Below are 24001 nucleotides of genomic sequence, written 5' to 3'. Positions count from 1 at the left end.
CGACGTGCGGGTCCCGCATGCGTTTCTTCCTACTCGATCACCAATGAAGCCACGGCCTTGTCCGCCTTGACGACCTCTGACCAGAACGCCCGGTAGTCAGCATACGCCTCACGTGGTAGTTCCGTCGCGATCACTTCGAGTCGCCGCACATACAATACTTCCTGGGGCTTGATCACCCGGATCCCGGCGCTGTACCGCGCGAACGGGACATTCAACGTCGTGGGTTTCGGGAGGCTCTCCATATGGCTTCCCGGCGGGAGAAGATACGTGATCGAGTCGATATCGGTATACGCGTAGCGCTCGACGATCGGCTGACGGCGCAGGGTGTCGGGCGGTGGGATGTATCTCCGCCGTTCCATGAGATTCGGTGTGAAGAGCAGCCTCGTGCCCGCCCGGGAGCAATAGTCGCGGAGTCCTGCCGTGAACGATACCTCCACGGACAACTGCCTTCCGCTCACACCGGTGAAATCGGTCCGACGCAATTCGGCATCAGGATGCCCGATATCTTCCCGGAGCCATTGCTCCCGTTCGCGGGGAGTGGCGGTCTCCAACGCACTGCGGATGCGGTCCTGCTGGTTTCCTGTGTATCGTGTCCGGACCGTGGCAAAGGCGTTTGCAGCGGGGGTGACCGCCACGGAAGCCACGCGGACCTGGCAATTGTCGCCGGATGAACTTGCCGGCGTTCTGCAGAGCGTGCCACCGTTCGGTAGCACGAGTAGTCCGAATCTGTTCTCACCAGCAGAGCCGAGGTGGCCGAAAGGAGCGGTTTGATTCGTACACTCCAGCCAGATCGTGTCCTCCTGGGCCGGGACGCACAGGATGACGTGGTTGAAACTGTTGTGGGGGAATTCCCTGACCATCCAACGGGGTTCGGCCCCGGAATAGACGAGGACCGGGGATGATCCTATCCCGGCTGCGTGCAGCAGGGACGACATATAGTTCGTCAGCGCCTTACAGTCGCCGTATCCGCGCTCTTCCACGTAGGATGCAGGGAATGGCTGCCAGCCTCCGATGCCGAGGGAGACGTTGACGTAACGCGTCCGGTCCTGCATGTATTCGTACAGCGCCTGCACCTTGCCGCGGATCCCCGTGATCCCCTTCGTCCGTTCTGCCACATCAGCGAGCGTGCGGGGTGAGAGTGTCTGGCGCCCGACCGACAGTCCATGGTACCATGCTCCGAGTCCTGCCCATGTCGTGAGATCTCCAGGATGCCCCTCGACCTCGAACGTGTGCGGTGCCGTTCTCACACATGCGTATTGGTCCGTGGCCGGTGGACCCACCTGCTCCAACTCCAGTGCCGGGACCCGATTCGCTTCCCAATGATACACGGATCCGTCCTCTGTGCGCACCACGCGGGGCGGAGCGCGGCATTCGTCCACCACCGGACCGTGTCCTTCCCGCTGAGCCCGACCTCGAACACGGAATGCTCCACCGAGGCCCGCGTGAATTCAGGTTGCCATGAGGGCCAAGAGATCCCGGCTTCGTCAGACATCTCGTAGGAATACGCCACCGTGTAAGGATACTCGCCATGAAAGAGCTCGGCTGTGCGCACCCGGCTCTCATCGTAGAGTATGTAGTCTCCGATCGCCGCGAAGTCCTGCTGATCCCGCTCACCCAGCGACCGGATGTAGTTGCCCCGGGCATCATAGAGCTCGCCCTCAAGCTCTTCGATCTTCCTGAACTTGTCATGAGGAAGGTAGATCTGTCCATAGGGCCGCCCGGCAGCATTCAGGATCGTCACGGCGGTCAGGACTTTCCTCGTGGTGGTTGAACCGTTGACGATGAAGTGGGTCGAATCGATCCGCACGACGGCGTCGACATCCTTGAGCATCGCGGAGGAGATCGAGGAGGCCGGGAGCTTTCCATCAAGGTCCTGAGCGACGAGATGTCCGGACGGGCCGTCCACGAGGGTCAGAGTGAACCAGAGCATGGTCAGGCTGAATGCCCTGACCCGATCGATACTTCGTTGCATGTTCATGGGGGCGGCTATCCGCTATTTTTTTCTGGTTTTGGGAGTTGACGCGCCCTTCGGCGGTGCCGGCGGCGGGGGAGGGACCTTCGTCAATACGATCAGCTCAGCCTCCCGCGTCACGGACTCGTCGAAGACCTTCCGTAGATCCTTGTACGATCGTGGCTCGAAATACGTTCTGGTGATCTCGAATCGGGTGACAAGGCTGATGGTATCCCCCTTGACTGCGACCGACCGGCTATACCGCCCTCCATTGCCGGGAAGCGGAGTGGAGAATTCGACGGGGACACTTGTGACCGTATACCCCGGCGGGATCGCCAGGGTGATGGTGTACGTCGATGTCGATCCATACGGGATGTCGACCGGGAACGTACGCGTAGCGAGTTTGAACGGACTTGACATCCTTCGTTCAAACAGCATGGGATTGAGGAATATGCGGTCCTCAAGAACCTGTCCGGCCGTCGCTGAATTGAACGTCATCCGTACGTCCAGTGGACGGTCGGAGGAGTCACGGTTCTCGATGCTGAAGGAGTCCTGCGCGAAGCCTGTTGTCTCGGTGCGGAGCAGCCCCTTCACGTACTCGTCATCCTTCTTGCCGCTGAGCGAACTCCTCGCGTCCAGGGCACTGTTGCCTGAAAAACTCTTCCGTGCGCTTCCCGCGATGGAGCCATCCGCCGTGAGTGTTGCTGTGACAAAGACCGCCTCCTGTGAGTCCCCGCCTGGCGCGATAGGGATCCATGTTTCCGTGCCTTCTTTCACGAGAAGGCCTTCGTGGTTCAAAGCCCGGGTCGGCAATACGTTGAGCGGCCTCTGCCGTTCCGTCGCATCCACAAGGAAGGTCTCCCCACCGGCACGCACCTGCGCGATGAGGTAGTCGAAGTTCGTATAGATCGGCCAGAGTTTCTGGATCTTGCCATGGCTGCGCGTGCTCAGGAGGACCGGCGTTGCTTCAAGTCCTGCTGCCCGGAGCATGGCGATCAGAAGCACGTTGATCTCCGCGCTGTTCCCCTTTTTTACTGTCAGAACATCATTGAGGTCATGATGCACCCCGTAGCTGCGCCCTCCATCCCAGACAATGGTCTGCCGGATGTGATCATAGATCGCGGTCAGCTTCTCTTTGGGGTCCGCACAATGGGCCGTGAGCTCCAGTGCGAGGTCGCGTGTCCGGCCGGTCCCTTCGAGCGCACCGCCGAGCGCCTTAGGCTTCAGAAGTTCCTCCAGCAGCGCCGGCCAGGTTTGCAGGACCTTGATCATGGTCTCCCCGGGCCACTGGACCGCGGCAAGCTGAACGTTCAGCTTCAGCCTGTAGTCGTCGAGCGTCGTAATGTACGGCTCGCTCCTGAGTGCGGGCACATCGCTGCGGGCGTAGTGCAGGATCTGCATCTTCATCATCTGGCTGTTGCCCGACGAGAGGAAGGGACGTGTGTCGTAGTGGACGTCGTTGATGGCGTACGGCTCCGCACCGAACGACACGACGGCGAACTGAAAGACCACGGGTGAGACGACGTGGTACTCGCTCCAGAGCACGGGTTCGGTGGTCTGGAAGTCCCAGTCCGGCAGGTCCATCGGACCGCCGCCAGTTCTGCTGTACCTGAATTCGATCACGCATCCCTCTGCCAGCGCCGGGAGCGTGAACCGGACACGGCGCCAGTCCCCCGTCACTTCCTCCGTGAAGATCTCGTCCTCATCGAGTTCCGTCTGAACGGGTTCACCGTCCGCACCGAGCGTCGTGGTGATCCCTTCGATGTCGGTGATGCGTTCTCCATCCTTGCCTGCGAAATAGCTCACCGCGACCGTACCCCGGTCGAAGCCGGCCTTGGTCAGGATCTTGATGCGCGTGTGGCGGGTGAATGTCAGATCGTACTGTGACGAGAACGATCCTTCCCCGTAGTCGAAGAGGATCACCGCGTTCGCGTTGGAGTCGGCGGGAAACGACGTCATCTGAAGATGTTCGCGCGGCACTTCGCCCCAGGTCATTGCGGGGCGCTCCGCGGAATGGCCGGTGCGGATCGCGAGGAGAAGGGCGATGGCGACAGCGGTGATCGTAGTGCAATTCCAGCAACGCGTATTCATTCCTGGCCTCATAACGTGGAACGGCAGTTGAGCGATTGTCCCATGGTGGTGCGATCGGGTCCCCTTGAGCAGCGATCGTTGCGGTCCGTCAGCTCAGGAGAACACGGGAAGTGAGGTGCTGATAGGACGTCGGGTGGGGTGAGGCATGATGGGAAGGCATGTCTTCTGCAGAGAACGCAGATGGGGAAGATGGAGGGCCTGAAACGCAATAGGCCTCTTTCTCCATTCCGGATGTAATGAGGCCCGCACAATTCCCCCCGAGAAACCCTGGTCTCTCCCCTGACCTGTACTACAATGTAGTGGCTGCACACGGGAAAATCAAGCGTGCGGATCCCGGGCGATCACACCGGGCGATCACACCCGGGTGATCCCACCCGAACGATCCGGAAGCTGGTGCCTGCTCACCAGGACAACCGTGGGCCGGCCGGCACCTGAGGATCACTGTGAGATCAACCAGATTCTTCTGTAACAAAACAGCATCTGTCCGTGTTATGACTCGCAGGATGGAAGTTCCTCCCGACAATGCGGAACTTGACTGCAACTCCTGACTTTCGTATTCTCTGTGGTTGTCATCACCCGTTCTCTCCATTCGAAAGCCCGTTTGTATGCCCGGAGGCCCCTGGTTTGCACCCCCGTATGCCCCCCTCTCTCCGGGCTGTCCGCTCTCCGTTGTTTCAGCTCATACCGTCTGTCCGCCCGATCTGATCCATCCCCCATACTCACGTCGTGAGAGATCCACCACCATGCGGAATACCCCGTCCCCTCTCTTCCGCACCATGCTCTTTTGTGTGCTTGCTGCTCTCTTCCTTCTTCCATCTTCGGAGAGCTTCGCACGCAGGAAGTCCATTGTGCAATATGTGCATCAGATCTGGTCCACGGCCAACGGCATGCCGCAGAATTCTGCGGGGTCCATTCTGCAAACGCGCGACGGGTACATCTGGTTCGCAACGCAGGAAGGCCTTGCCCGCTTCGACGGGATGGAGTTCAGGGTGTTCGACAGGGTGAACACCAAAGAGCTTCCCATATCCTGGATGGTACGATTGAAAGAGGATAGTTCAGGTGCCCTCTGGATGCGGCCCGCCGGATTTGCACCCGGCATGGTCCGCATGCAGAATGGCATCTTCAAGAAGATCGACACATCGAACGGCCTCTCGCACAACCGTGCGATCACCTGGGAGAACGATGCCTATGGCACCATGTGGATCGGCACTCAGGGCGGACTCTTCGAGGCCCTGGGGGACTCGTTCCGGACGTACACGATGAAGGACGGACTCCCCGCCGACACGGTGATCGGTCTCTTTCGTGACAGCAAGGAACACCTCTGGGTCAGCACGATGGCAGGCCTGGCACGGATGTCAGGCGGAAAGATCGAAAGGATGTCCGGGCAGAAGGAATTCCCCGAAACGCTGTTCGTTCGCCTGAATGGGCCCGCGAATTGTTTCGAGGAGCGGAGCGGAACGCTGTGGTTCAGTACCCGCACGCATCTTCTCGCATACAATGACGGAGTGGTTACGCGCTATGAGAAGAGCACCGTCCTCCCCAACCCGGTGATCCAGGCCATGCATCAGGATGCGAAGGGGACCGTCTGGTTCGCGACCGCAGGAGGGCTGGCGTCATTCGCCGGGGGGACGTTCACCGGTTTTACGATCTCGCAGAATGCCGACGAGAACGATATCTTCGTGATCCGGGAAGACCGTGAAGGAAGCCTGTGGCTGGCCACGGGAAAGGGCATCGCCCGCTTCGCCGACGGGACCTTTGAACGCTTCGACCGTGCGCATGGGCTCTCCGACAACACGGTCCAGGACCTTGTGATCGATCGCGAGGGGAGCATCTGGGTGGGGACGAACGGCGGCGGTGTTGACCGGTTCCGTGACGAAAAATTCGTTGCCTATTCCCCGAAGGTTGGCCTCAGTTACGATCTGGTCTCCGCGGTCACCGAAGACCGATCGGGTGCGGTATGGATCGGCACGGCCTTCGGGGGCCTCAACAGGCTGAAAGACGGCGTCATCACGGTGTTCGACAACAAGCAGGGCGCGCCGTTTCAAGAGGTCCGTGCCCTGAAGGAAGATAAGGAGGGCACCCTCTGGATAGGTGCCCGGGGCGGCCTCTACACGGTGAAGAACGAGACGGTCTCCTTGCGTTCACGCATCGTTGACGGACGGCCGGAACCGCTCCCGGGGGCGTTTCTTCTGATACGTTCCGGCGACTGGCTGTTGAGCTCACGCAATACCCTTCAATCATATAAGGGCGGATCATTCACGACAGTTGCGACCGTAGGCACGCCGGGTGTCGCCGCGGACTTCATTCAACAGCTGTTCGAAGACCGGACCGGTGTTCTCTGGATGGCAACAGAGAACGGTCTGTATCGCTATCGAGACGGGAAAGCGGAAGCGGTCGGAGAAGCACAGGGGTTCACCGGGGGATCCGTCAACGCCCTCTATGAAGACCAGGATGGGGCGATCTGGATAGCAGCCTCCGACAATGGCCTCTTCCGATTCAAGGATGGGATATTCACGAACATCACCCCGAAACAAGGATTGTTCGACTACATCGCCTTCACGGTGTTCGAGGACAAGACCGGCTACCTCTGGTTATCGTGCAACAAGGGTGTGTACAGGGTCAGGAAGAACGACGTCAATGCCGTCATGGACGGAAAGGCGAAGTCCGTCACGTGTACCGCCTACGGCACGGCGGACGGCATGGAAAGCCGGGAATGCAACGGTGGCTACGCGCCCTCGGGCTTCCAATTGCAGGACGGCAGACTCTGCTTCGCAACGACGCGCGGGCTCGCCATGGTGAATCCTGCTGATATCCGCATCAATGCGGTGCCCCCGCCGGTCGTGATCGACCGGTTCGCGGTGGAAGGAGAACGCCAACCGCCGGATAGTGTGATTCATGTACCCGCGGGGAAGGCCCGGTTCGAATTCCACTATGCCGGTATCAGTTTCGCCGGCGCGAACGATGTCCGTTACAAATATCAGTTGGTTGGCTTCGACGAAGGCTGGATCGATGCGGGATCCCGGCGGCAGGCCTACTATACCCGGTTGAATCCGGGAGAATACACATTCCGTGTGATCGCGGCGAACAGCGATGGCATATGGAACGATACGGGGGCGACAGTGCGTTTCGTTCTCGAGCCTCATTTCTATCAGACGACATGGTTCATCGCTCTTGCGGTCTTTGCATTCCTGACGGTCGGCCCATCATTCTACTTCTACCGTATGCGCAGTATGAAGAAGCGCAGGGCCGAGCTTGAACAACTGGTCCAGGAACGAACGGGGGAGTTGGAGAAGACGCTTACCCATCTCAAGGGGGCACAGAACCAGCTTATCCTGTCCGAGAAGATGGCTTCGCTCGGCCAGTTGACCGCCGGGATCGCGCATGAGATCAAGAACCCGTTGAATTTCATCACGAACTTCTCGGTGCTTTCGAGCGATCTGACCAGGGATCTGCGGAAGGAGCTTGCAGCGGAACGCGGCCGCGTGGACCCCGGGCGGGCAGCGGAGATCGAAAGCCTGCTGAATGACCTCGAGCAGAACGTGACGAAGATCAATGATCATGGCAAGCGGGCTGACAGCATCGTCCGCGGCATGCTGTTGCACTCCCGTGGAAAAGCCGGAGAACGTCAGGACACCGACCTGAACGCGCTGCTGGCCGAGTACACGAACCTTGCGTATCACGGGATGCGGGCGCAGGACCAGTCGTTCAATGTGAAGATCGAGACCGACTTCGACCCGGCGGTCGGCAAGGTGAGCGTCGTTCCCCAGGATCTGAGCCGTGCGATCCTCAATATTGTGAACAATGCCTGTTACGCAGCGAACGACAAGAAGAAGACGTCGAAGAACGGATTCATGCCGGTCGTGCGCGTGAGTGCCAGGAGCGTGCCCGCAGGAGTGGAGATCCGTATCAGGGATAACGGGAACGGCATTCCTCAGTCCGTCCGGGACAAGATCTTCAATCCGTTCTTCACGACGAAGCCGGCCGGCGTCGGGACCGGTCTGGGGCTTTCGCTCTCGTATGATATCATCACCCAGATGCACAGGGGGGAGATCAGCGTGGACACGCAGGAAGGGGAGTTCACGGAGTTCGTGATCGTCCTCCCCCGACAACCGGTACCCGAAAAAGGAGTCGCAGCATGAAGATCATGATCGTTGATGACGAGCGGGACGTGGAGATCCTGTTCCGCCAGCAATTTCGGAGAGAGGTGAAGGATGGGCGCGTCGAGCTCTGTTATGCGTTCTCGGGGGAGGAGGCACTCGACTACTTGCAGACCGTGAGCCCTCCCGATGTGGTCTGTATCCTCTCTGATATCAACATGCCGGGCATCACCGGCATCGACCTGCTGAAGGCCGTCAAAGAGAAATACCCCGCGATCAGGGTGTCCATGATCACTGCGTACGGTGATGAGGTCAACTTCAAGACCGCGATCTCGGCAGGTGCGGAGAACTACTTTACGAAGCCCATCGACTTCGACCAGGTGAAACGCGATGTGCTGAAGCCAGCACCCGACACCGGTGGAGCAGCATAACCGATCAGAAAGGATCTCACGGTGCCCCCCAAGATTCTCGTCGTTGATGATGAGCCGGATCTTGAAGTCCTCATCCGACAGCGCTTCCGCAAGCAGATCCGCGAGAACGAGCTCACGTTCGAATTCGCCCAGAATGGTGTGCATGCCCTGCGCAAACTGGATGAACATAAGGACATTACCGTCATCCTCTCCGACATCAATATGCCGGAGATGGATGGCCTGACGCTGCTGGAACGCGTGGGTGAAAGGAACAACCCCGCGATCAAGTCCGTGATCATCTCTGCGTACGGGGATATGGAGAACATCCGGACGGCGATGAACCGCGGAGCGTTCGACTTCCTCACGAAGCCGATCGACTTTGCGGATCTGGAACTGACGGTGCGGAAGACCATGGACCAGCTCGAGGTCATCCGGCACGCGCTGCGGTCCAGGGACGAACTGCTTGCGGTGCAGCGCGATCTGGGCACCGCGACGCGCATCCAGCAAGCGTTGCTGCCGAAGGTCTTTCCTCCATTCCCGCAACACCCGCAGATCGGCCTGTACGCCGAGATGCTCACGGCGAAAGAGGTGGGCGGCGATTTCTATGACTACTATTTCATCGATGCTGATCGTCTTGCGTTCACGATCGGCGATGTCTCGGGGAAGGGGATACCGGCGGCGATCTACATGGCGGTCAGCCGGACGCTCCTGAAGGCGATCGCCCACCAGATCGTCAACCCGGGCGAGGTCCTCCGGAGGCTCAACACGTTGCTCATTCCTGAAAGCGAATCATCGACCTTCGTCACGGTCTTCTTCGGGGTGCTGAATATCCGCTCCGGTGAATTGCAGTTCAGCAATGGTGCTCAGAATTCGCCGTATCTGATGCGGGCGTCGGGTGAAGTGGAGCAGCTCCCCTTGACGGAGGGGTCGATCCTCGGGAAATTCGGTCACCTGGACTACGATACGAAGAAGGTCCGGCTCCTGCCCGGAGATACGCTGTTCCTCTATACGGATGGTGTCAGTGAGGCAATGGACGCGGACAACAATCAATATGGGGATGATCGCCTGATGAGCTATCTAGCGTCGGTGACCGGAGCGGCCATCGAAGAGGTCGTGAAGGGGAACATGGGGGATCTGAAGAAGCATACCGGTGAGGCGCCGCAGTCGGACGACATTACCCTGCTTGCACTGCGGTACAACGGGACCTAGCCTTTCTTGCGGAGCCGGTATCGTTTCGGTGACGCCTTCATCAGTTTGTTGAATACGCGGGAGAAGTACAGCGGATCGCTGAAGCCCAGTGCCGCGCTGATCTCCTTGATCTCCATATCCGTGTGATCGAGGTACTGGCACGCCCGCTGGATCTTGAGCTGCGTGAAATACTGCAGGGGAGAGTATCCGGTGGTCTTCTTGAAGCGGACGGAAAGATGCGATGGGGAAAGCCCGGCCGCTCCCGCGAGCCGGGCAAGGCTGCACTGCTCCGCAATATGCCGCTTCATGAAGTAGATGAGCTTCTGGATGTTCGTCTCTTCTCCTGTATTCCGGATCCGGGCGAACTGATCGGGGAAGATCACGCTCCCGAGGAAATGCCAGAGGCACATGCTCGCATACATGAGATTCTCATGGCTGTACCCCATGGAGAGGGCCTCGAAGATGTCATCGAAGAGCCCGATCCGCTCCGCAAGAAACGCTATGCTCCGTGGTTGTTCCGAACGTGCTTCCAGCAATGCGACAAGCTCACGAGCCTTTTCTCCTGCAAAGTGCACCCAGTAGATCGTCCACGGATCCCTGCGGTCGGCTCCGTAGCGGTGCGCCGTACCTTTCGGCAGGACGAAGAACTGGTCCTTGCCTACCTCGTGTCGTGACCCATCGAGTTCGTACCATCCGCGCCCCCCAACACAATATATGAGGATGTTTTCTGCCGCCCCCGTACGCCTCTCCCTGAAGTGATACTTTGCCTGAGGATAGTACCCAATGCACGCCACATAGAGCGGATCCGAGACCTCCGACCGGGAGAGGCCGGCGATGATCGGGCCGGGGACAACGATCGACCGTTCCCCCTCAAATCCACTTGCTTTCAGAGTTCTCATAGTGGCCCGCAATGGCACTGCGCAGGAATTCTGTCCATGCTTTCATCAAATCCGTCCATTCCATTTTGTGGAATTCTGATGCAAAATTCAAGGCGCGGTCCCGGTCGATTGAATGAAGGCACCGCCGCCAACGATCACTTTCCTGGTATGCCTATGCCATCCTCGAAGCAGTTCTTCGCGCTGTTCATGCTCGTCCTGATCCCGTCGTTGTCCCTGGGCCAACGGGATACCCTCGACCTCACCGGCCGGTGGTCCTTCGCCGTCGACAGCCTCCACCAGGGACTGCTGCAACGCTGGTACTCGTCGGGGCTCCCATCGAAACTCACGCAAAGCGTCACGGTCCCGCATACCTGGAATAGCATGCAGAACCTCGAGACCTATGCGGGGACCGGTTGGTACGAACGCACGGTGACCGTGCCAGGCTCCTGGAAGGGAAAGCGGATCGTCCTGCAGTTCTCGGCCGTGTACCACGATGCCAGCGTGTGGATCAACGGCAAGAAAGCCGGCGGGCACATCGGGTCCGGGTTCACGCCGTTCCAGCTCGAGGTGTCGGAACTTGTGCACCCGGGAGGCAAGGATGTCATCCGCGTGGCGGCAAGCAATTCCTATAGCCGCAACTCCATTCCGTTCGAGCGGTCGTTCGACTGGCCGAACGACGGGGGGATCATACGCCCCGTCGCACTTGTTGCCATGCCCCTCCAGAGCATCGGCGGCCTCCGTGTCTCCGGAATACCGGTGGATGCTCCGAGAGCGCCTTCAAGAGGGAAAGCACACATCTCCTTCGAACTGCAGGGGACGAACAGTGAAGGATGGGATGGATCGTCCTATCAACTTATCTTCCGGTGTGAACCTTTCACCGTTGAAAAACCTCTCTGCGATACGTCCTTTGTGATCACCCCTCTACAACGCCAGTGCACACAGACCATCGATCTCCCGCAGGTAGAGGCATGGAGTTTCGATGCGCCGAACCTCTACTCGCTCGAGGTCCGATTGCGGCGTGGGAACGTGCTCGTCGACCGGGCGACGGCCGTGTTCGGATTCAGAGAGATCCGCACGGATGGTGAGCGGCTGGTCCTGAACGGGGAACAGGTGCGCCTGATGGGGGTCGAATGGATGCCCGGCTCAAGCCTCGCACATGGCATGGCTGAGACAAAAGATGAGCTGATCGGGATGCTGGAGAAGCTCCGCGGAGTGAATGCCATCTTCACCAGGTTCCACTGGCAGCAGGATGACGCGGTGTTCGACTGGTGTGACCGGCATGGTGTGCTCGTCCAGGAAGAGGTTCCCCTGTGGGGTGGAGCGACCCCGTTGAACGACACGATCCTCACACTCGCACAACGTCATCTCGATGAGATGATCCGCGCGCATGGCAATCACCCGAGTATCGTCATGTGGGGCGTGGGGAACGAACTTGCCTCGCGCGAGCCGGCGATCGTGCAGGGCGTGCGCCAGCTCTACCGATACACCAGAGCCCTCGATCCCACCCGCCTCGTGAATTACGTGAGCAACAAGGCAGCGTTCTCCGGCGGCCGTGACGCGATCCGGGAGGGAGATGTGCTGATGTTCAACGAGTACCAGGACACGTGGTATCAGGGCGATCCGGCGCGCCTCGGGAACATGCTTGACACGCTCCATCTCGAGTATCCGGGCCGCCCGATCGTGATCTCGGAGTATGGACTGTGTGAGCCCGCGTTCCAGGGAGGGGACGAACGGCGCAGCAATGACATGATCTATCACACAGCCGTGTATGAGAGTCGGTCCTACATCGCCGGTGCGATCTATTTCTGCCTCAATGATTACCGGACGCATGTTGGCGAGGCAGGCGAAGGCATCCTGAAACGCCGCGTTCACGGCGTGTATGATCTCCAGGGCAATGCGAAACGGTCGGCCGGTGTCCTCCGCCGGATGAGTTCCCCGATCAAGGTCATCAATGTGCCGTGGAAGGGTAGTCATCTCATCGAGCTGAAGCTCGTGGGAGGTGGGGGATTGCCGCAGCACGTTTGCACGGGATACGCCCTGTACTGGTCTCGCCCGGGGAGCAGTATCTATCAGGCCAGCGCGTGGCGATCCCGGAACTCCGTGCCAACGGATCCACACATGTCTACCTCGATGAGTTCTCAGGCGACACGGTTGTCGCCACGCTCGTCCGCCCGACCGGGGAGGTTGTCGACTCCTGGGAACTCGCCCTGGACCGCAAGCCACAGTAAGCTACCGATCGAACACGGCCTTCAACGAAGAATGGATGCGACAACATGAACGTCCGAGTCTGGCAGGAAGAAGTGATCATCCCGACGTATGGCGTCGGCGCCCCGGAAAAAGAACCCCGTCTATCTCGAGAAGCGGATCTACCAGGGGAGCAGCGGAGTGGTCTACCCGCATCCGGTGATCGAGAAGATCCTGGATGAGAAGGCCGACAGGAGTTACATCGGCTGTTTCCTGGAGAACGAGTATCTCAAGATCATGATCCTGCCGGAGCTGGGCGGACGCGTGCAGATGGCGTTCGACAAGGTCAAGCAGCGGCATTTCATCTATTATCAGGACGTGATCAAGCCGGCGCTGGTGGGATTGACCGGGCCGTGGATCTCGGGCGGGATCGAGTTCAACTGGCCCCAGCACCACCGTCCGAGCACGTTCGAGCCCGTGGACCACGTCCTCGAGCAGAACGAGGATGGGAGCGCCACGGTGTGGTGCAGCGAGGTGGAGAGGATGTTTCGCACCAAAGGGATGACGGGATTCACGCTCTACCCGGGAGTGTCCTACCTGGAGATCAAGGTCAGGCTCTATAACCGGACCCCGTACCCGCAATCCTTCCTCTTCTGGGCGAATCCGGCTGTCCATGTCAATGATCACTATCAGTCGGTCTTCCCGCCGGATGTGCACGCGGTGTTCGATCACGGACGGAGGGATGTGTCGGAATTCCCGATCGCCCGGGGGACGTACTACAAGGTGGACTATTCCGCGGGAGTCGACATCTCCCGTTACAAGAACATCCCCGTCCCCACATCGTATATGGCTGTGCATTCGGCATACGATTTCCTCGGGGGATACGAACACGATACCGGCGGTGGTGTCCTGCATGTGGCTGATCATCACATCGCGCCGGGGAAGAAGCAGTGGACGTGGGGGAATGGTGATTTCGGCAAGGCCTGGGACCGGAACCTCACCGATAACGGCGGCCCCTACATCGAGCTGATGTGCGGCGTGTTCACCGACAACCAGCCGGATTTCTCCTGGATCATGCCGTACGAAGAACGTTCGTTCGAGCAGTACTTCATGCCGTACCACGATCTTGGTCTGGTCAAGAATGCAACGAAGGATGCGGCACTGAACCTGGAGGTCGATGGGCTGACGGTGCACGTCAAGGTCGGGGTGACACGACGCTACGAGAACGCCGTGGTGGAACTCCGTGATGGCGATGACGTCCTCTTCCGTGCGCCATGCGACCTGCAACCGGAGGCGATCTTCAGCACGGCGGCCACGCGGCAGAGGACGGAGAACCCCGAGCGGCTCTCGCTCCGTGTCATGAGTTCCGATGGCAGCATGCTCGTGTCCTGGAGGCCACACGGAGAGGCGCAACAGGAGATCCCCGGGCCTGCGAAGCCAGCACTGAGGCCACAGGAGATCGCGGGCAATGACCAGTTGTTCCTGACGGGGCTGCATCTTGAGCTCTACCGGCACGCGACCTATGATCCGGCCGACTATTACACGGAGGCGATCAGGCGCGACGCGGGCGATGTGCGGTGCAACAATGCCATGGGACTCCTGCATCTTCGTCGGGGGCAGCCGGAGACCGCTGAAGCATACTTCCGGGTGGCGATCGAGCGGCTGACGGAGCGCAATCCGAATCCCTATGATGGCGAACCGTATTACAATCTCGGATGCGCTCTCACGATGCAGTCGCGGTTCGGAGAAGCGTTCGATAGTTACTCCAAGGCCGTCTGGAATGCGCCGTTCCAGGATGCCGGGTACTTCGCCCTTGCCCAGCTCAGCGCAAGAAAGGGTAGCTTCGAGCAAGGGCTCGCATATGCCGAGCGGTCGCTGTCGCGCAATACACGCAATCACCGGTGCCGCCACCTCATCGCGATCCTTCTGCGAAAACTGGGGCGGACGGAAGCGGCGTCGGCCATGGTACGTGCGTCGCTGGATCTCGACCACTTCAATGTTGGATGCCTCTTCGAAGAGATGATGCTCGCCGAAGGGCGGGATGATGATGCGCGCGATGCGGCACGCCGGCGCCTGGCAGGGATCGCCCGGGGCAACGTTCATACGCACATCGAGTTTGCTCTTGACTATGCGGCAGCGGGACTCTATGCCGAGGCCACTGCGCTGCTCGCCGGGTGTCGCTCTTCTTCCGGGGCCCGGTATCCGATGATCCACTATTTCCTCGGACACTTCGCTTCCATGCAGGGGCGGCCGGCAGAGGCGCGGACACACTATGCAGATGCTGCGGGGGCCAGTCCCGACCTCTGCTTCCCGAATCGCTGGGAAGAAGTGCAAGCTTTACGCGACGCTCAGACCATCACCCCCCCCGATGCCAGGGCACCCTACTACCTGGGCAACCTCTGGTATGGCTTCCGCCGGTACGATGAGGCCATTCGCTGCTGGGAGCGCTCGATCGAACTCGATGACCGGTTCCCGACCGCCTGGAGGAACCTCGGGTTGGCGTACTACAATAAGCGGAGCGACAAGGGGCGAGCCCTCGCTGCCATGGAACGGGCCTTCGCTCTCGATCCGGCCGACGCACGTGTGCTGATGGAGCTGGATCAACTGTACAGGAAGCTCGGGCGCGCTCCGTCAGAGCGGTTGAGCAAGCTGGAGCAACACCTTCGACTCGTCGAGCATCGCGATGACCTCTACCTCGAACGTATCACGCTCCAAACCCTCCTCGGACACTACCGCACCGCCTATGATCTTCTGGCGCAGAGGCGATTCCATCCCTGGGAGGGGGGCGAAGGGAAGGTGACCGGTCAGTATGTGACGTGTTGTGTTGGACTGGCGAAGGAAGCGCTGGTGGATCGGCGATATCAGGAGGCGATCGAATTCCTGCAGGCCGCCGGAGAGTATCCTGAGAATCTCGGCGAGGGAAAACTCCCCGGTGCGCTGGAGAATGATCGTCACTACTACCTCGGTTGCGCGTATCAGGGCAAGGGTATACCGGAGAAAGCGGAAGAACAGCTCCGCAGGGCTACGGTGGGCCTGAAGGAACCGGCGCCTAGCGTATTTCTACAACGACCAGCGGCCGGACACGATCTACTATCAGGGTCTTGCTCTGCGAAAACTCGGCAACGAAGAAGAGGCGTCCGGGCGCTTCGCGACGCTGGTGCGGTTTGCGGAACAGCACATGAACGATGCCGTGACGATGGACTACTTCGCAGTGTCGTTCCCCGATCTGTTGATCTGGGACGAGGACCTGAGCGAACGCAACAGGATCAATTGTACATACCTGAAGGCGTTGGGGCTCCTGGGGCTGGGCAAGGCCGGGGAAGCGTCTTCACTGTTTCACGCTGTCCTTGACGCTGACCCCGCCCATGCCGGTGCCGCGACACACCTTTTGTTGCTCTGATCGCGCTTCTGTTCGGGGGCCCGCGCTAGTTCTGTGTCGCCGAGACCTTGATCGTCCACGCATGCCGGCAGGGGGGAGCCTGCCGGAGCGAGGCGGGGATGGACACGATCATGCGGTCGCCGTCCTGCTTCCAGTCGAGTCCGCCCTTTGCCCCGAGGAGGGAAACCTTTGCGCCTTTCGCGGCCTTGACCCCGACGAGGACAATGGATCCCGGCATCGAGGTTTCCTTCTCATCCGCAAGGTAGACGGCGCACAGGGCACCGCTCTTCTGACGGGTAAACCGGATCTTCTCGTTCTTATACGGCGCTACCGGTCGCGTACCGTAGATCGCTTCGCCGTTCACCTTCATCCACGCCCCGATCTCCTGTAACCGTTCGTATGCCACAGGTTCCAGGTCGCCCTGCGGATTCGGACCGACATCGAGCAGGAGACTCCCGCCGTTGGATACCACATCGGCCAGCATGTGTACCACTTTCCAGGTCGGTTTGTAGACGTCGTTCGGTACGTACCCCCAGTTGTTGGCCAGCGTGACGCACGCCTCCCAGGGTACCGGCAGGGGCTTCTCAATGACCTTCTGCTCGGGGGTCAGGTAGTTCTCGTAGCGTGAGGGGACCCAGCGATCCACGACCAGGAGGCCGGGTTGATGGCTCCGTGCCATCGCAGCGATCCGCGGCATGTTGATGTCCTGATCGACCTTCCTCATCTCGATGGTATTGAAGAAAGGAGAGTACTGCGCGAGCGGGGCGACCCATGCGCCGTCGAGCCAGAGGATATCCATCTTCCCATACCCCGTCATGAGCTCTTCGATCTGGGTGTACGTGTACTCCTGGAACTTCTTCCACTTGTCCGGATACTTCTTGGGGTCGTAGTTCACGTTCCGGTCCAGCGGCGGCCAGTAGGGATCCCAGTAGTACGGCACGTGCCAGTCGGGTTTCGAGAAGTACGCTCCCACCCAGAACCCCTCATTCCGGAATGCGCCGAAGACCTCTTTCGCGACATTGGCGCGCGGGTGTGTACTGAACGGGCTCCGGGGCGAAGTGATCTTATAGTCCGTGGTCTTCGTATCGAACATACAGAAGCCATCATGATGCTTCGTGGTGAAGACCACGTACTTCATGCCCGCGGCCTTTGTTGCGGCAGCCCACTTTTCGGGAGCGAAGCCTCTCGGGTCGAACTGCGTGATGACGTTCTCGTAGTTCGCCCTGTACGTGAAGTAGTTCTCGGCCCCCATCCCGTCGCGCGTGATCCAATCTTCCGGACAGAGCGACCAGCTTTCGATGATCCCCAGCTGGCTGTACAACCCCCAGTGCATGAAGAAACCGAACTTCAGGTCGCGCCACTGTTCCAGTTTGGCCGCTACCGCGGGATCTGTTTCCCACACGTAGGTTTCGGCCGATTCCTGGGCGATGGCCGGTATCAGGGTTGAGGCGAAGCAGAATGCTGCGGAAAGAAAGAGAAGGGATCGAATGGCTGACATCGACATCTCCGGAAAACAGTGATTGATGACAGAGAATGCTTCACGGGGCACTGTGAATGTACGGTACATATCGTCGGAAATCAAACGGCACGCGCAGGAGTTCTGCGGCGCCTGGCGGTGCGTCACCGGAGTTGCCTGAGTATCGCGCCGGCTTTCTTGTAAACCTTTGCCGCCTCTTCGGCACACCTTCTGGAAATGAGGTCGACGGGGAGCATGCCATTCTGTCCCGCGCTCGTGAGGAGTCGGGTTTCAAAGGCCCCCTGGCTTCTGAACTGATCCGATTCGAAGACACGCCACGCCTTCCGCGCCACGGGATAGTTGCGTGTGAAGCTCTTCCTGACACGTTCGTTGAGTGCGACATACCTCTTGAATCCTGCGGGCACCACCGTCTTTTCGAGAACGAATGCCGTGTCGAGGTGCCAGGCCAATCCTGCGGCATCGTCTCCTGTACGAAGGATAGCCGGGGTAGACGTGACGGAAGGATACCATGCGCTGAAGCCCTGGACATCCGGGATATGCAATGCGATCCAGACGATGGGGGCGATCGCTTCCGGGAGTCCGCTGCGGAGTTGTGCGACGAAGCAGTACCGCGTTCCATCGGCGCACACGGTCGGATCGTTCAGTGTGTGCGGATCACCCGCGGTACCGTTGGCCGACGAATCACGGGGTGTTTCTTCAAAGTGATCCCTCATGACCGCCACGGCATCCAGGACCGTCAGCTTGTGTTTCGGCCTGACCGCAAAGGGGAGCTGCTTCCGCGGATCGAGATCGATCCCCGATACGCGCCGGATGGCACTCCAGTGCCTGTAGATATTGCCCGGATGATCCAATGAATGCGGATTCGAGTACGCCTTCGCGAAGTTGAAGGCGCCGTCCCTGGCCGGATCGTACCAGCCACGCTGCATCGCATACTCCACGATATCCGGAGAGCCCAGGAAGTTGGCCGTATCCTTCAGGTCCACTTCCTGGATCGTGAAGCAGTTCGGTATAAGCACAACCATATCGTCGGGGACACGCTGCGCTACCAAGTGTTTTCCGTTGACCACCGCAAGGATCCAGGCCTCGTTCCTGTCCGCGATCACATAGCTCCTGCCTGAGGACGCATATCCGAAGCGATCGATAAGGCCGGTGGCTATCCTGACCCCCTCCCGGGCGGTCAAAGCCCGATCTGCCACGATCCGCCGCAGCCAGAAGACGATCCCACCTTCGACGAGTTCCGGCTTGTCTTCACGGGATGGGCAGCCGTCGGAGCTGATCGCGACGCCGTGCTCGTTGATATAGCTATCGCACACATCCCACCCGGGGACGTTGATCCAGAGTGATCCGAGCGTCGATGCTGCCTGCTGAACCGTGCCCCCTTTCCGTAGTGTGATCTGCTCCCCGGGCGCATGCGTGCGGGCCGGGACCTTGTAGAGGTTCACCGCAGGAGCATTGACGTCCTCGTTGTGGGCGGTGATGACCGACCCGTCGGCCGTAGCACCTTTGCCTGCGACCAGCGCGAAACAATCGAATGGTGGTTCCGGTCGATCCTGAGCCATCGAAGGCAGGAAGGCAGATGCCACCACGATCACCACGAGAACGACCAGATGGAATTGCCGGTGGACAGACATGAGATTCGCAGCTCCTATGTGACGATGAGTAATATCGCATTCATGATGGTGTCCTGCAAGGGGGGGAGGGGATCGGGGCCCGGCTCGATCGACGCCTCCACGACTCCTCCCCACACGTTCGGACGAGAATTTTCGCGCGGATTCTTGATTGATGTGCCCACCGGTCGTATATTGCAGTGCATTCACCGCATCTGCGCCAGCTCGCCGATCGAGCACATCCATCGTCGTCCCGTATCACCGACAGAGGCATCGACCGTATGATCTCCAACCCCATTCTCGGCGTGATCTTTCACTGGCTTGGCGGACTCGCGGCTGGCAGCTTCTACGTTCCCTATCGGGGAGTGAGACAGTGGTCCTGGGAGGTCTACTGGCTTGTGGGTGGCGTCTTCAGCTGGATCTTTGCACCCTGGATCATGGCGGCGATCAACACGCACGAGTTGCTGGCGACGCTCAGCGAGGCCCCGTGGGACAGCCTCCTCTGGGCGTACTTCTGGGGAACCATGTGGGGCGTCGGTGGATTGACCTTCGGCCTGTCGATGCGCTATCTCGGCCTGTCGCTCGGCATGGGCGTTGCACTCGGATACTGTGCTGCCTTCGGGACGCTCATGCCGCCGATCTTTCACGGGGAGTTCGTGGGCCAGGTCCTGGGAACAACATCGGGCCTGATCATCCTCCTCGGTGTTGCGGTCTGCCTCCTGGGCATCGGGATCGCGGGCCTGGCGGGACGGTCCAAGGAACGGGAGATGACGGACGAGCAGAAGGCCGCGACCATCAAGGAATTCAATTTCACGAAGGGGATCCTCGTTGCGACATTCTCCGGGATCATGAGTGCGAGCTTCGCTTACGGATTGGACGCCGCGGCGCCGATCGCAGACCTGTCGGCGAAACACGGCACGGACGTGTTTTGGACCGGGCTGCCGAAGCTCTGTGTCGTTCTGCTCGGGGGGTTCACCACGAACTTCATCTGGTGCGTCGTCCTGAATGTGAAGAACCGGACAGGCTATCAGTATTTCAGTCCGACGCTCCGCGCGGAGCACGGCAACGGTACCGGCGCGCGGGTACCCATGCTGCGCAACTACATGTTCAGCGCACTCGCGGGTGTGGTGTGGTATCTGCAATTCTTCTTCTACTCGATGGGCGAAACGCAGATGGGCGCCTACAAATTTTCCAGCTGGACCCTCCATATGGCAAGCATCATCATCTTCAGCTCGCTCTGGGGGATCGCCCTGAAGGAGTGGGCCGGGAGCAGCCGTTCGACCAAACGGACGCTCTTCCTCGGATTGGCGACGCTCATCCTGTCAACGATCATCGTTGGCTATGGCAACTACCTCGGTGTCGGATGACAGAGAACCTCCGGCGTCGTGGAAGCGGTATGGATCCGGGGGGATCCCTTCGTGCATCGAACACTGATCAGGTACCTATGAACTCTCACAACATGATCGTCCGACTCGTGACCACCATCGCACTTCTCTTTGCCGGCTGCGCTGCCGGAAAGGTCGCAGACTCAGGTCAGCCTGCGCGCATCGTCTTCTTCGGAGATTCCATCACGGAGGCGGGCGCCGCACCCGGGGGATACGTCGCACTCATCAAAGAAGCGTTGCAGCGCCGGGGGAGTGCCGCCGAGGTCATCGGCGCCGGCGTCAGCGGCAACAAGGTCGAGCAATTGCAGGCAAGGATCGACCGGGATGTGATCGCACGGAAGCCGACCACGGTGGTCGTGTACGTCGGGATCAACGATGTGTGGCATTGGACCATCGGCATCCCGGATGCGAAGGGCTCGACGAAGGAAGAGTTCGAGGCTGGCCTCCGGAACGTGATCGCGAAGATCCAGGGTGTGGGAGCGAAGGTGATCCTCTGCACGCCGAGCGTGATCGGAGAACGGAAGGCCGGTGCGAACCCCGAGGATGCGATGCTGGAGGAGTACAGCGCCATCGCCCGGCGCGTGGCAGGAGAGACCGGATCCACGCTGTGTGATCTCCGGAAGGCCTTCATGGACCATATCGCCGGGAACAATCCGGGTGATCAGGAGAAGGGCATCCTCACCACGGACCGTGTGCATCTGAATCCGGCAGGGAATGCATTCGTCGCGGCAGAGATGCTGCGCGTGCTGGATGCGCGGTAGGCGGTTGAACACACGTGTCGTGCAGGCGATCCGGTGCTGATGAGTGATACGCCGTTCAAACCCGCCATCCCCCGGCGGGTCCTCCTCGCCGACCTCTCGTTCCTGGGTCTGAGGCCTCGCGCGCGCTGATTTGTTGGGCCTCCATGTGCTGCGTGTCCGTGCGACGGCGCACGCGGCATGCCGGGGAAGGTCGTCAGGCCAAGGAGTGCTCTTCGGGGGCGAGGTGTTCACTCATGGTGTGATGGTACTCAATCGCCGCAAGGGCGGCCACCGTACCGTCCGCCACGGCGGTCGTGATCTGACGGAAGCGTTTTGTGACCGCATCGCCGGCAGCGAATACGCCGGGGATGTTCGTTTCGAGCTGGGAACCGACCTGGATCTCGCCCGCGGGTGTCAATGCAACGACACCCTTCAGGGATTCCGTGTTGGGGACGTAGCCAATGAAGATGAACACACCGTCGATCGCCACCTCGCGCGTCTCTCCCGTCGGTATGTGACGCAGGGTGACCCCCTCCACCGCTTCACCCCCCTTGAATGCAGCGATCGTCGACTCCATGATGAACGAGATCTTCGGGTTCCGCTGCGCTTCTTCTACGGCATAGCGCGATGCCTGGAAATGATCGAACTGATGGATGATCGTGACCGACGACGCATACTTCGTCAGTGAGACCGCCTCCTCCAGCGCGGAGTTGCCTCCACCCACCACAAGGATGTTCCTATCCTGGAAGAAGTCCCCATCGCATGTCGCGCAGTAGGAGATCCCCTTGCCGCGAAGGTCCATCTCACCCGGCACGCCGAGCATACGTGACCTGCCTCCCGGTGCAAGGATGACGACGGGTGCGGTGAACAATTCTTTGCCGTTGACCTCCACGGTCTTCGTCTCGCCTTCCAGCGCCAGCCGGGTAACCGACACGTTCGACCGGACGGTGCACCCGAAGTGCATCGCCTGCTTCTTCATGATCTGTCCGAGCTGATGGCCGCTCGTACTCTCGACGCCGGGGTAGTTCGCGACCTCATGGGTGAGCACCATCTGTCCGCCGGCCGTGCCCTCATTCAGAATGAGGGTCTTCAGCCTGGCGCGCGACAGGTAGATCCCCGCGGTGAGGCCCGCAGGGCCTCCGCCGAGCACGATCGCATCATAGTGCATGGTGGTCATAGCCATCATGCCTTCGCGGTGAAGACGGAGTTCAGGATCCCGGTCACCTGGTCCTTGGATTGGATGCTGCTTGTTGCCTTCACCACCTTGCCGTTCTTGTAGTACACGGTGAAGGGGAGGCCGCGGAAGGAGCTGCATTCGGGAAGGTTGCGGATGATGGCCGCTTCCGGACTATCGAAGGGGAAGTCACGGAATGCCACGTGTTTGTAATCGCCTTCGAGCTCTTCCATGACGCCATACACCGGGATGCACATGGGTCCCATGCGGCCGCAGCACACCATGACGTTCTCGTTCTTGCTGATGGCTTCGGTCAGTTCTGCGGCAGTGTTCAGATGTTGAAGATTGGTGTCCAGCATGATCATTCCTCGATTGTTGTGTCCATGTGATGCATGCGATGCCCCGGGAGGGTCAGGCCGAACTCCTGCCTCTCAGCGGCCGACGAACATCGCTCCGATGACAGCGCCGTAGATCGTGCTTGCCCAGGGGTTACTGGTGATCGGGCATGCGCCGCTCCGGCAGCCGATCACCTTATAATAGAGAAAACCTCCGGCAGCGCCGACGAGCACCGGCGCAATGAGCCAGAGCCATCCGAGGATGGTGGGGAGTGAAAGGTCGTCCATGGATCTCCTTGTGGGGGGTGGATGTGTATAAGATGCAGCCAGTTGGGGAAAAGGGGCGGCATCCCCAGGCCCTTCCACAGACCCATCCGCCTTAGGTACGGGAATCTGACCCTTTCTTCTCCCGGGGTGCATCCTATAGGTTGTATCTTCCATGACCATAAGGTGAGCTATGTCGCGACGTGCCCCCGTGAAACGGACAACCACTGTCTTCGTCTGGATCGCCATTACCCTTGTCGCTGTGGCCGCAGGATACTATGTCCTGCAGAATAGCGGCACCGTAGAGGCTGCATCTCCTGTCCCTGCGCTTCCCCCCTCGGCGGCATCCGGGACGGCTCCGGCATTCACCCTGAAGGATCTCTCCGGGAAGAATGTGTCGCTCGCCGATCTCAAGGGGAAGGTTGTCGTCCTGGATTTCTGGGCGACGTGGTGCCCGCCGTGCCGGAAGGAGATCCCGGATTTCATCAGCATCCAGAATGAATATGGCGCACGGGGCGTGCAAGTCGTGGGCATTGCACTCGACGAACTGCCGAAGGTGCAGGCCTTCGTGCGGGCCAACGGCATGAACTATCCGGTCCTCATGGGCAATGACGCGATCACCGCACAATACGGCGGCATCGAAGGTATCCCCACGACCTTCATCATCGACAGGAAGGGGAAGATCGTCGAGCGATTCGAAGGGTTCCGACCGCGTGAGACGTTCGTAGCGGCGATCACTCCGCTTCTCTGAGTTATCCCCGCCACAGTGTTGAGTTTGTCCGGGAGCCGGCGTACATTACGGAGGGGACCGAATCTCCTCCGTACTCTCCCGGAAGCATCC

The 24001-nt window shown here is 60.0% G+C and carries 16 protein-coding genes and 1 pseudogene; 8 read left to right on the top strand and 9 right to left on the bottom strand.

Features of this window, described 5'->3' with window-relative positions; translation table 11 throughout:
* Positions 1 to 29 precede the first annotated feature (29 nt).
* The 3 genes from IPI01_07590 to IPI01_07580 are packed head-to-tail and all read right to left on the bottom strand — an operon-like array spanning position 30 to position 4042.
* Positions 30 to 1247, bottom strand: coding sequence for a transglutaminase family protein (locus IPI01_07590; GenBank protein ID MBK7257653.1), 1218 nt, complete (start codon positions 1245 to 1247; stop codon positions 30 to 32).
* The gene (locus tag IPI01_07585) at positions 1244 to 1978 is read right to left on the bottom strand and encodes a DUF3857 domain-containing protein (protein ID MBK7257652.1); all 735 of its coding nucleotides are present in this window, start codon (positions 1976 to 1978) and stop codon (positions 1244 to 1246) included. The genes IPI01_07590 and IPI01_07585 overlap by 4 nt, the downstream gene beginning before the upstream one ends.
* Before the next feature lie 15 nt (positions 1979 to 1993).
* On the bottom strand, positions 1994 to 4042 hold the full coding sequence (locus IPI01_07580) for a DUF3857 domain-containing protein (GenBank protein ID MBK7257651.1): 2049 nt from the start codon (positions 4040 to 4042) through the stop codon (positions 1994 to 1996).
* Positions 4043 to 4785: 743 nt separating this feature from the next.
* Between IPI01_07580 and IPI01_07575 the strand changes: the two genes are divergently transcribed.
* The 3 genes from IPI01_07575 to IPI01_07565 are packed head-to-tail and all read left to right on the top strand — an operon-like array spanning position 4786 to position 9758.
* On the top strand, positions 4786 to 8181 hold the full coding sequence (locus IPI01_07575; protein ID MBK7257650.1) for a hypothetical protein: 3396 nt from the start codon (positions 4786 to 4788) through the stop codon (positions 8179 to 8181).
* Complete coding sequence (locus tag IPI01_07570) at positions 8178 to 8570, top strand: response regulator (GenBank protein MBK7257649.1); 393 nt, start codon at positions 8178 to 8180, stop codon at positions 8568 to 8570. The genes IPI01_07575 and IPI01_07570 overlap by 4 nt, the downstream gene beginning before the upstream one ends.
* Positions 8571 to 8591: 21 nt before the next feature.
* A complete protein-coding gene (locus tag IPI01_07565; protein ID MBK7257648.1) occupies positions 8592 to 9758 on the top strand; it encodes a SpoIIE family protein phosphatase in 1167 nt (388 codons plus the stop codon).
* On the opposite strand, the gene IPI01_07560 is transcribed toward IPI01_07565, so the two are convergent.
* On the bottom strand, positions 9755 to 10636 hold the full coding sequence (locus IPI01_07560; GenBank protein MBK7257647.1) for a helix-turn-helix domain-containing protein: 882 nt from the start codon (positions 10634 to 10636) through the stop codon (positions 9755 to 9757). The two genes, IPI01_07565 and IPI01_07560, sit on opposite strands and share 4 nt — an antisense overlap.
* A 153-nt stretch (positions 10637 to 10789) precedes the next feature.
* Between IPI01_07560 and IPI01_07555 the strand changes: the two genes are divergently transcribed.
* Together IPI01_07555 and IPI01_07550 are read left to right on the top strand one after the other, a co-directional pair.
* Positions 10790 to 12892, top strand: coding sequence for a beta-galactosidase (locus IPI01_07555; protein ID MBK7257646.1), 2103 nt, complete (start codon positions 10790 to 10792; stop codon positions 12890 to 12892).
* Positions 12889 to 16199 (top strand): annotated as a pseudogene (locus IPI01_07550) (DUF5107 domain-containing protein). Before IPI01_07555 ends, IPI01_07550 begins: the two are co-directional and overlap by 4 nt.
* 25 nt (positions 16200 to 16224) lie before the next feature.
* Here IPI01_07550 and IPI01_07545 read toward each other — a convergent pair.
* Complete coding sequence (locus IPI01_07545) at positions 16225 to 17676, bottom strand: alpha-L-fucosidase (GenBank protein MBK7257645.1); 1452 nt, start codon at positions 17674 to 17676, stop codon at positions 16225 to 16227.
* A 122-nt stretch (positions 17677 to 17798) separates the two neighbouring features.
* Positions 17799 to 19286, bottom strand: coding sequence for a C69 family dipeptidase (locus IPI01_07540; protein MBK7257644.1), 1488 nt, complete (start codon positions 19284 to 19286; stop codon positions 17799 to 17801).
* A gap of 257 nt (positions 19287 to 19543) precedes the next feature.
* On the opposite strand from IPI01_07540, the gene rhaT reads away from it, so the two are divergent.
* Both rhaT and IPI01_07530 read left to right on the top strand, forming a co-directional pair.
* Positions 19544 to 20629, top strand: coding sequence for an L-rhamnose/proton symporter RhaT (gene rhaT, locus IPI01_07535; protein MBK7257643.1), 1086 nt, complete (start codon positions 19544 to 19546; stop codon positions 20627 to 20629).
* Between the two features lie 92 nt (positions 20630 to 20721).
* Positions 20722 to 21408 (top strand): SGNH/GDSL hydrolase family protein, encoded by a 687-nt coding sequence (locus IPI01_07530; GenBank protein ID MBK7257642.1) that lies wholly within the window; start codon positions 20722 to 20724, stop codon positions 21406 to 21408.
* Between the two features lie 193 nt (positions 21409 to 21601).
* On the opposite strand, the gene IPI01_07525 is transcribed toward IPI01_07530, so the two are convergent.
* The 3 genes from IPI01_07525 to IPI01_07515 form a co-directional block, all read right to left on the bottom strand.
* Positions 21602 to 22555 carry an FAD-dependent oxidoreductase gene (locus tag IPI01_07525; protein MBK7257641.1) on the bottom strand — a complete coding sequence of 318 codons (954 nt, stop codon included), beginning with the start codon at positions 22553 to 22555 and terminating at the stop codon, positions 21602 to 21604.
* A 14-nt stretch (positions 22556 to 22569) separates the two neighbouring features.
* Positions 22570 to 22920: a thioredoxin gene (locus IPI01_07520; protein MBK7257640.1), complete on the bottom strand. Its 351-nt coding sequence runs from the start codon at positions 22918 to 22920 to the stop codon at positions 22570 to 22572.
* A gap of 72 nt (positions 22921 to 22992) precedes the next feature.
* The gene (locus IPI01_07515; protein MBK7257639.1) at positions 22993 to 23184 is read right to left on the bottom strand and encodes a hypothetical protein; all 192 of its coding nucleotides are present in this window, start codon (positions 23182 to 23184) and stop codon (positions 22993 to 22995) included.
* Positions 23185 to 23353: 169 nt separating this feature from the next.
* On the opposite strand from IPI01_07515, the gene IPI01_07510 reads away from it, so the two are divergent.
* A complete protein-coding gene (locus IPI01_07510; GenBank protein MBK7257638.1) occupies positions 23354 to 23911 on the top strand; it encodes a redoxin domain-containing protein in 558 nt (185 codons plus the stop codon).
* Positions 23912 to 24001: the final 90 nt, after the last annotated feature.

The organism is Ignavibacteriota bacterium (genome assembly GCA_016707525.1).
Taxonomy (GTDB): domain Bacteria; phylum Bacteroidota; class Ignavibacteria; order UBA10030; family UBA6906; genus JAGDMK01.
The sequence above is the reverse complement of the archived record's forward strand: the minus strand, read 5'-3'. Positions and strand labels throughout refer to the sequence as shown.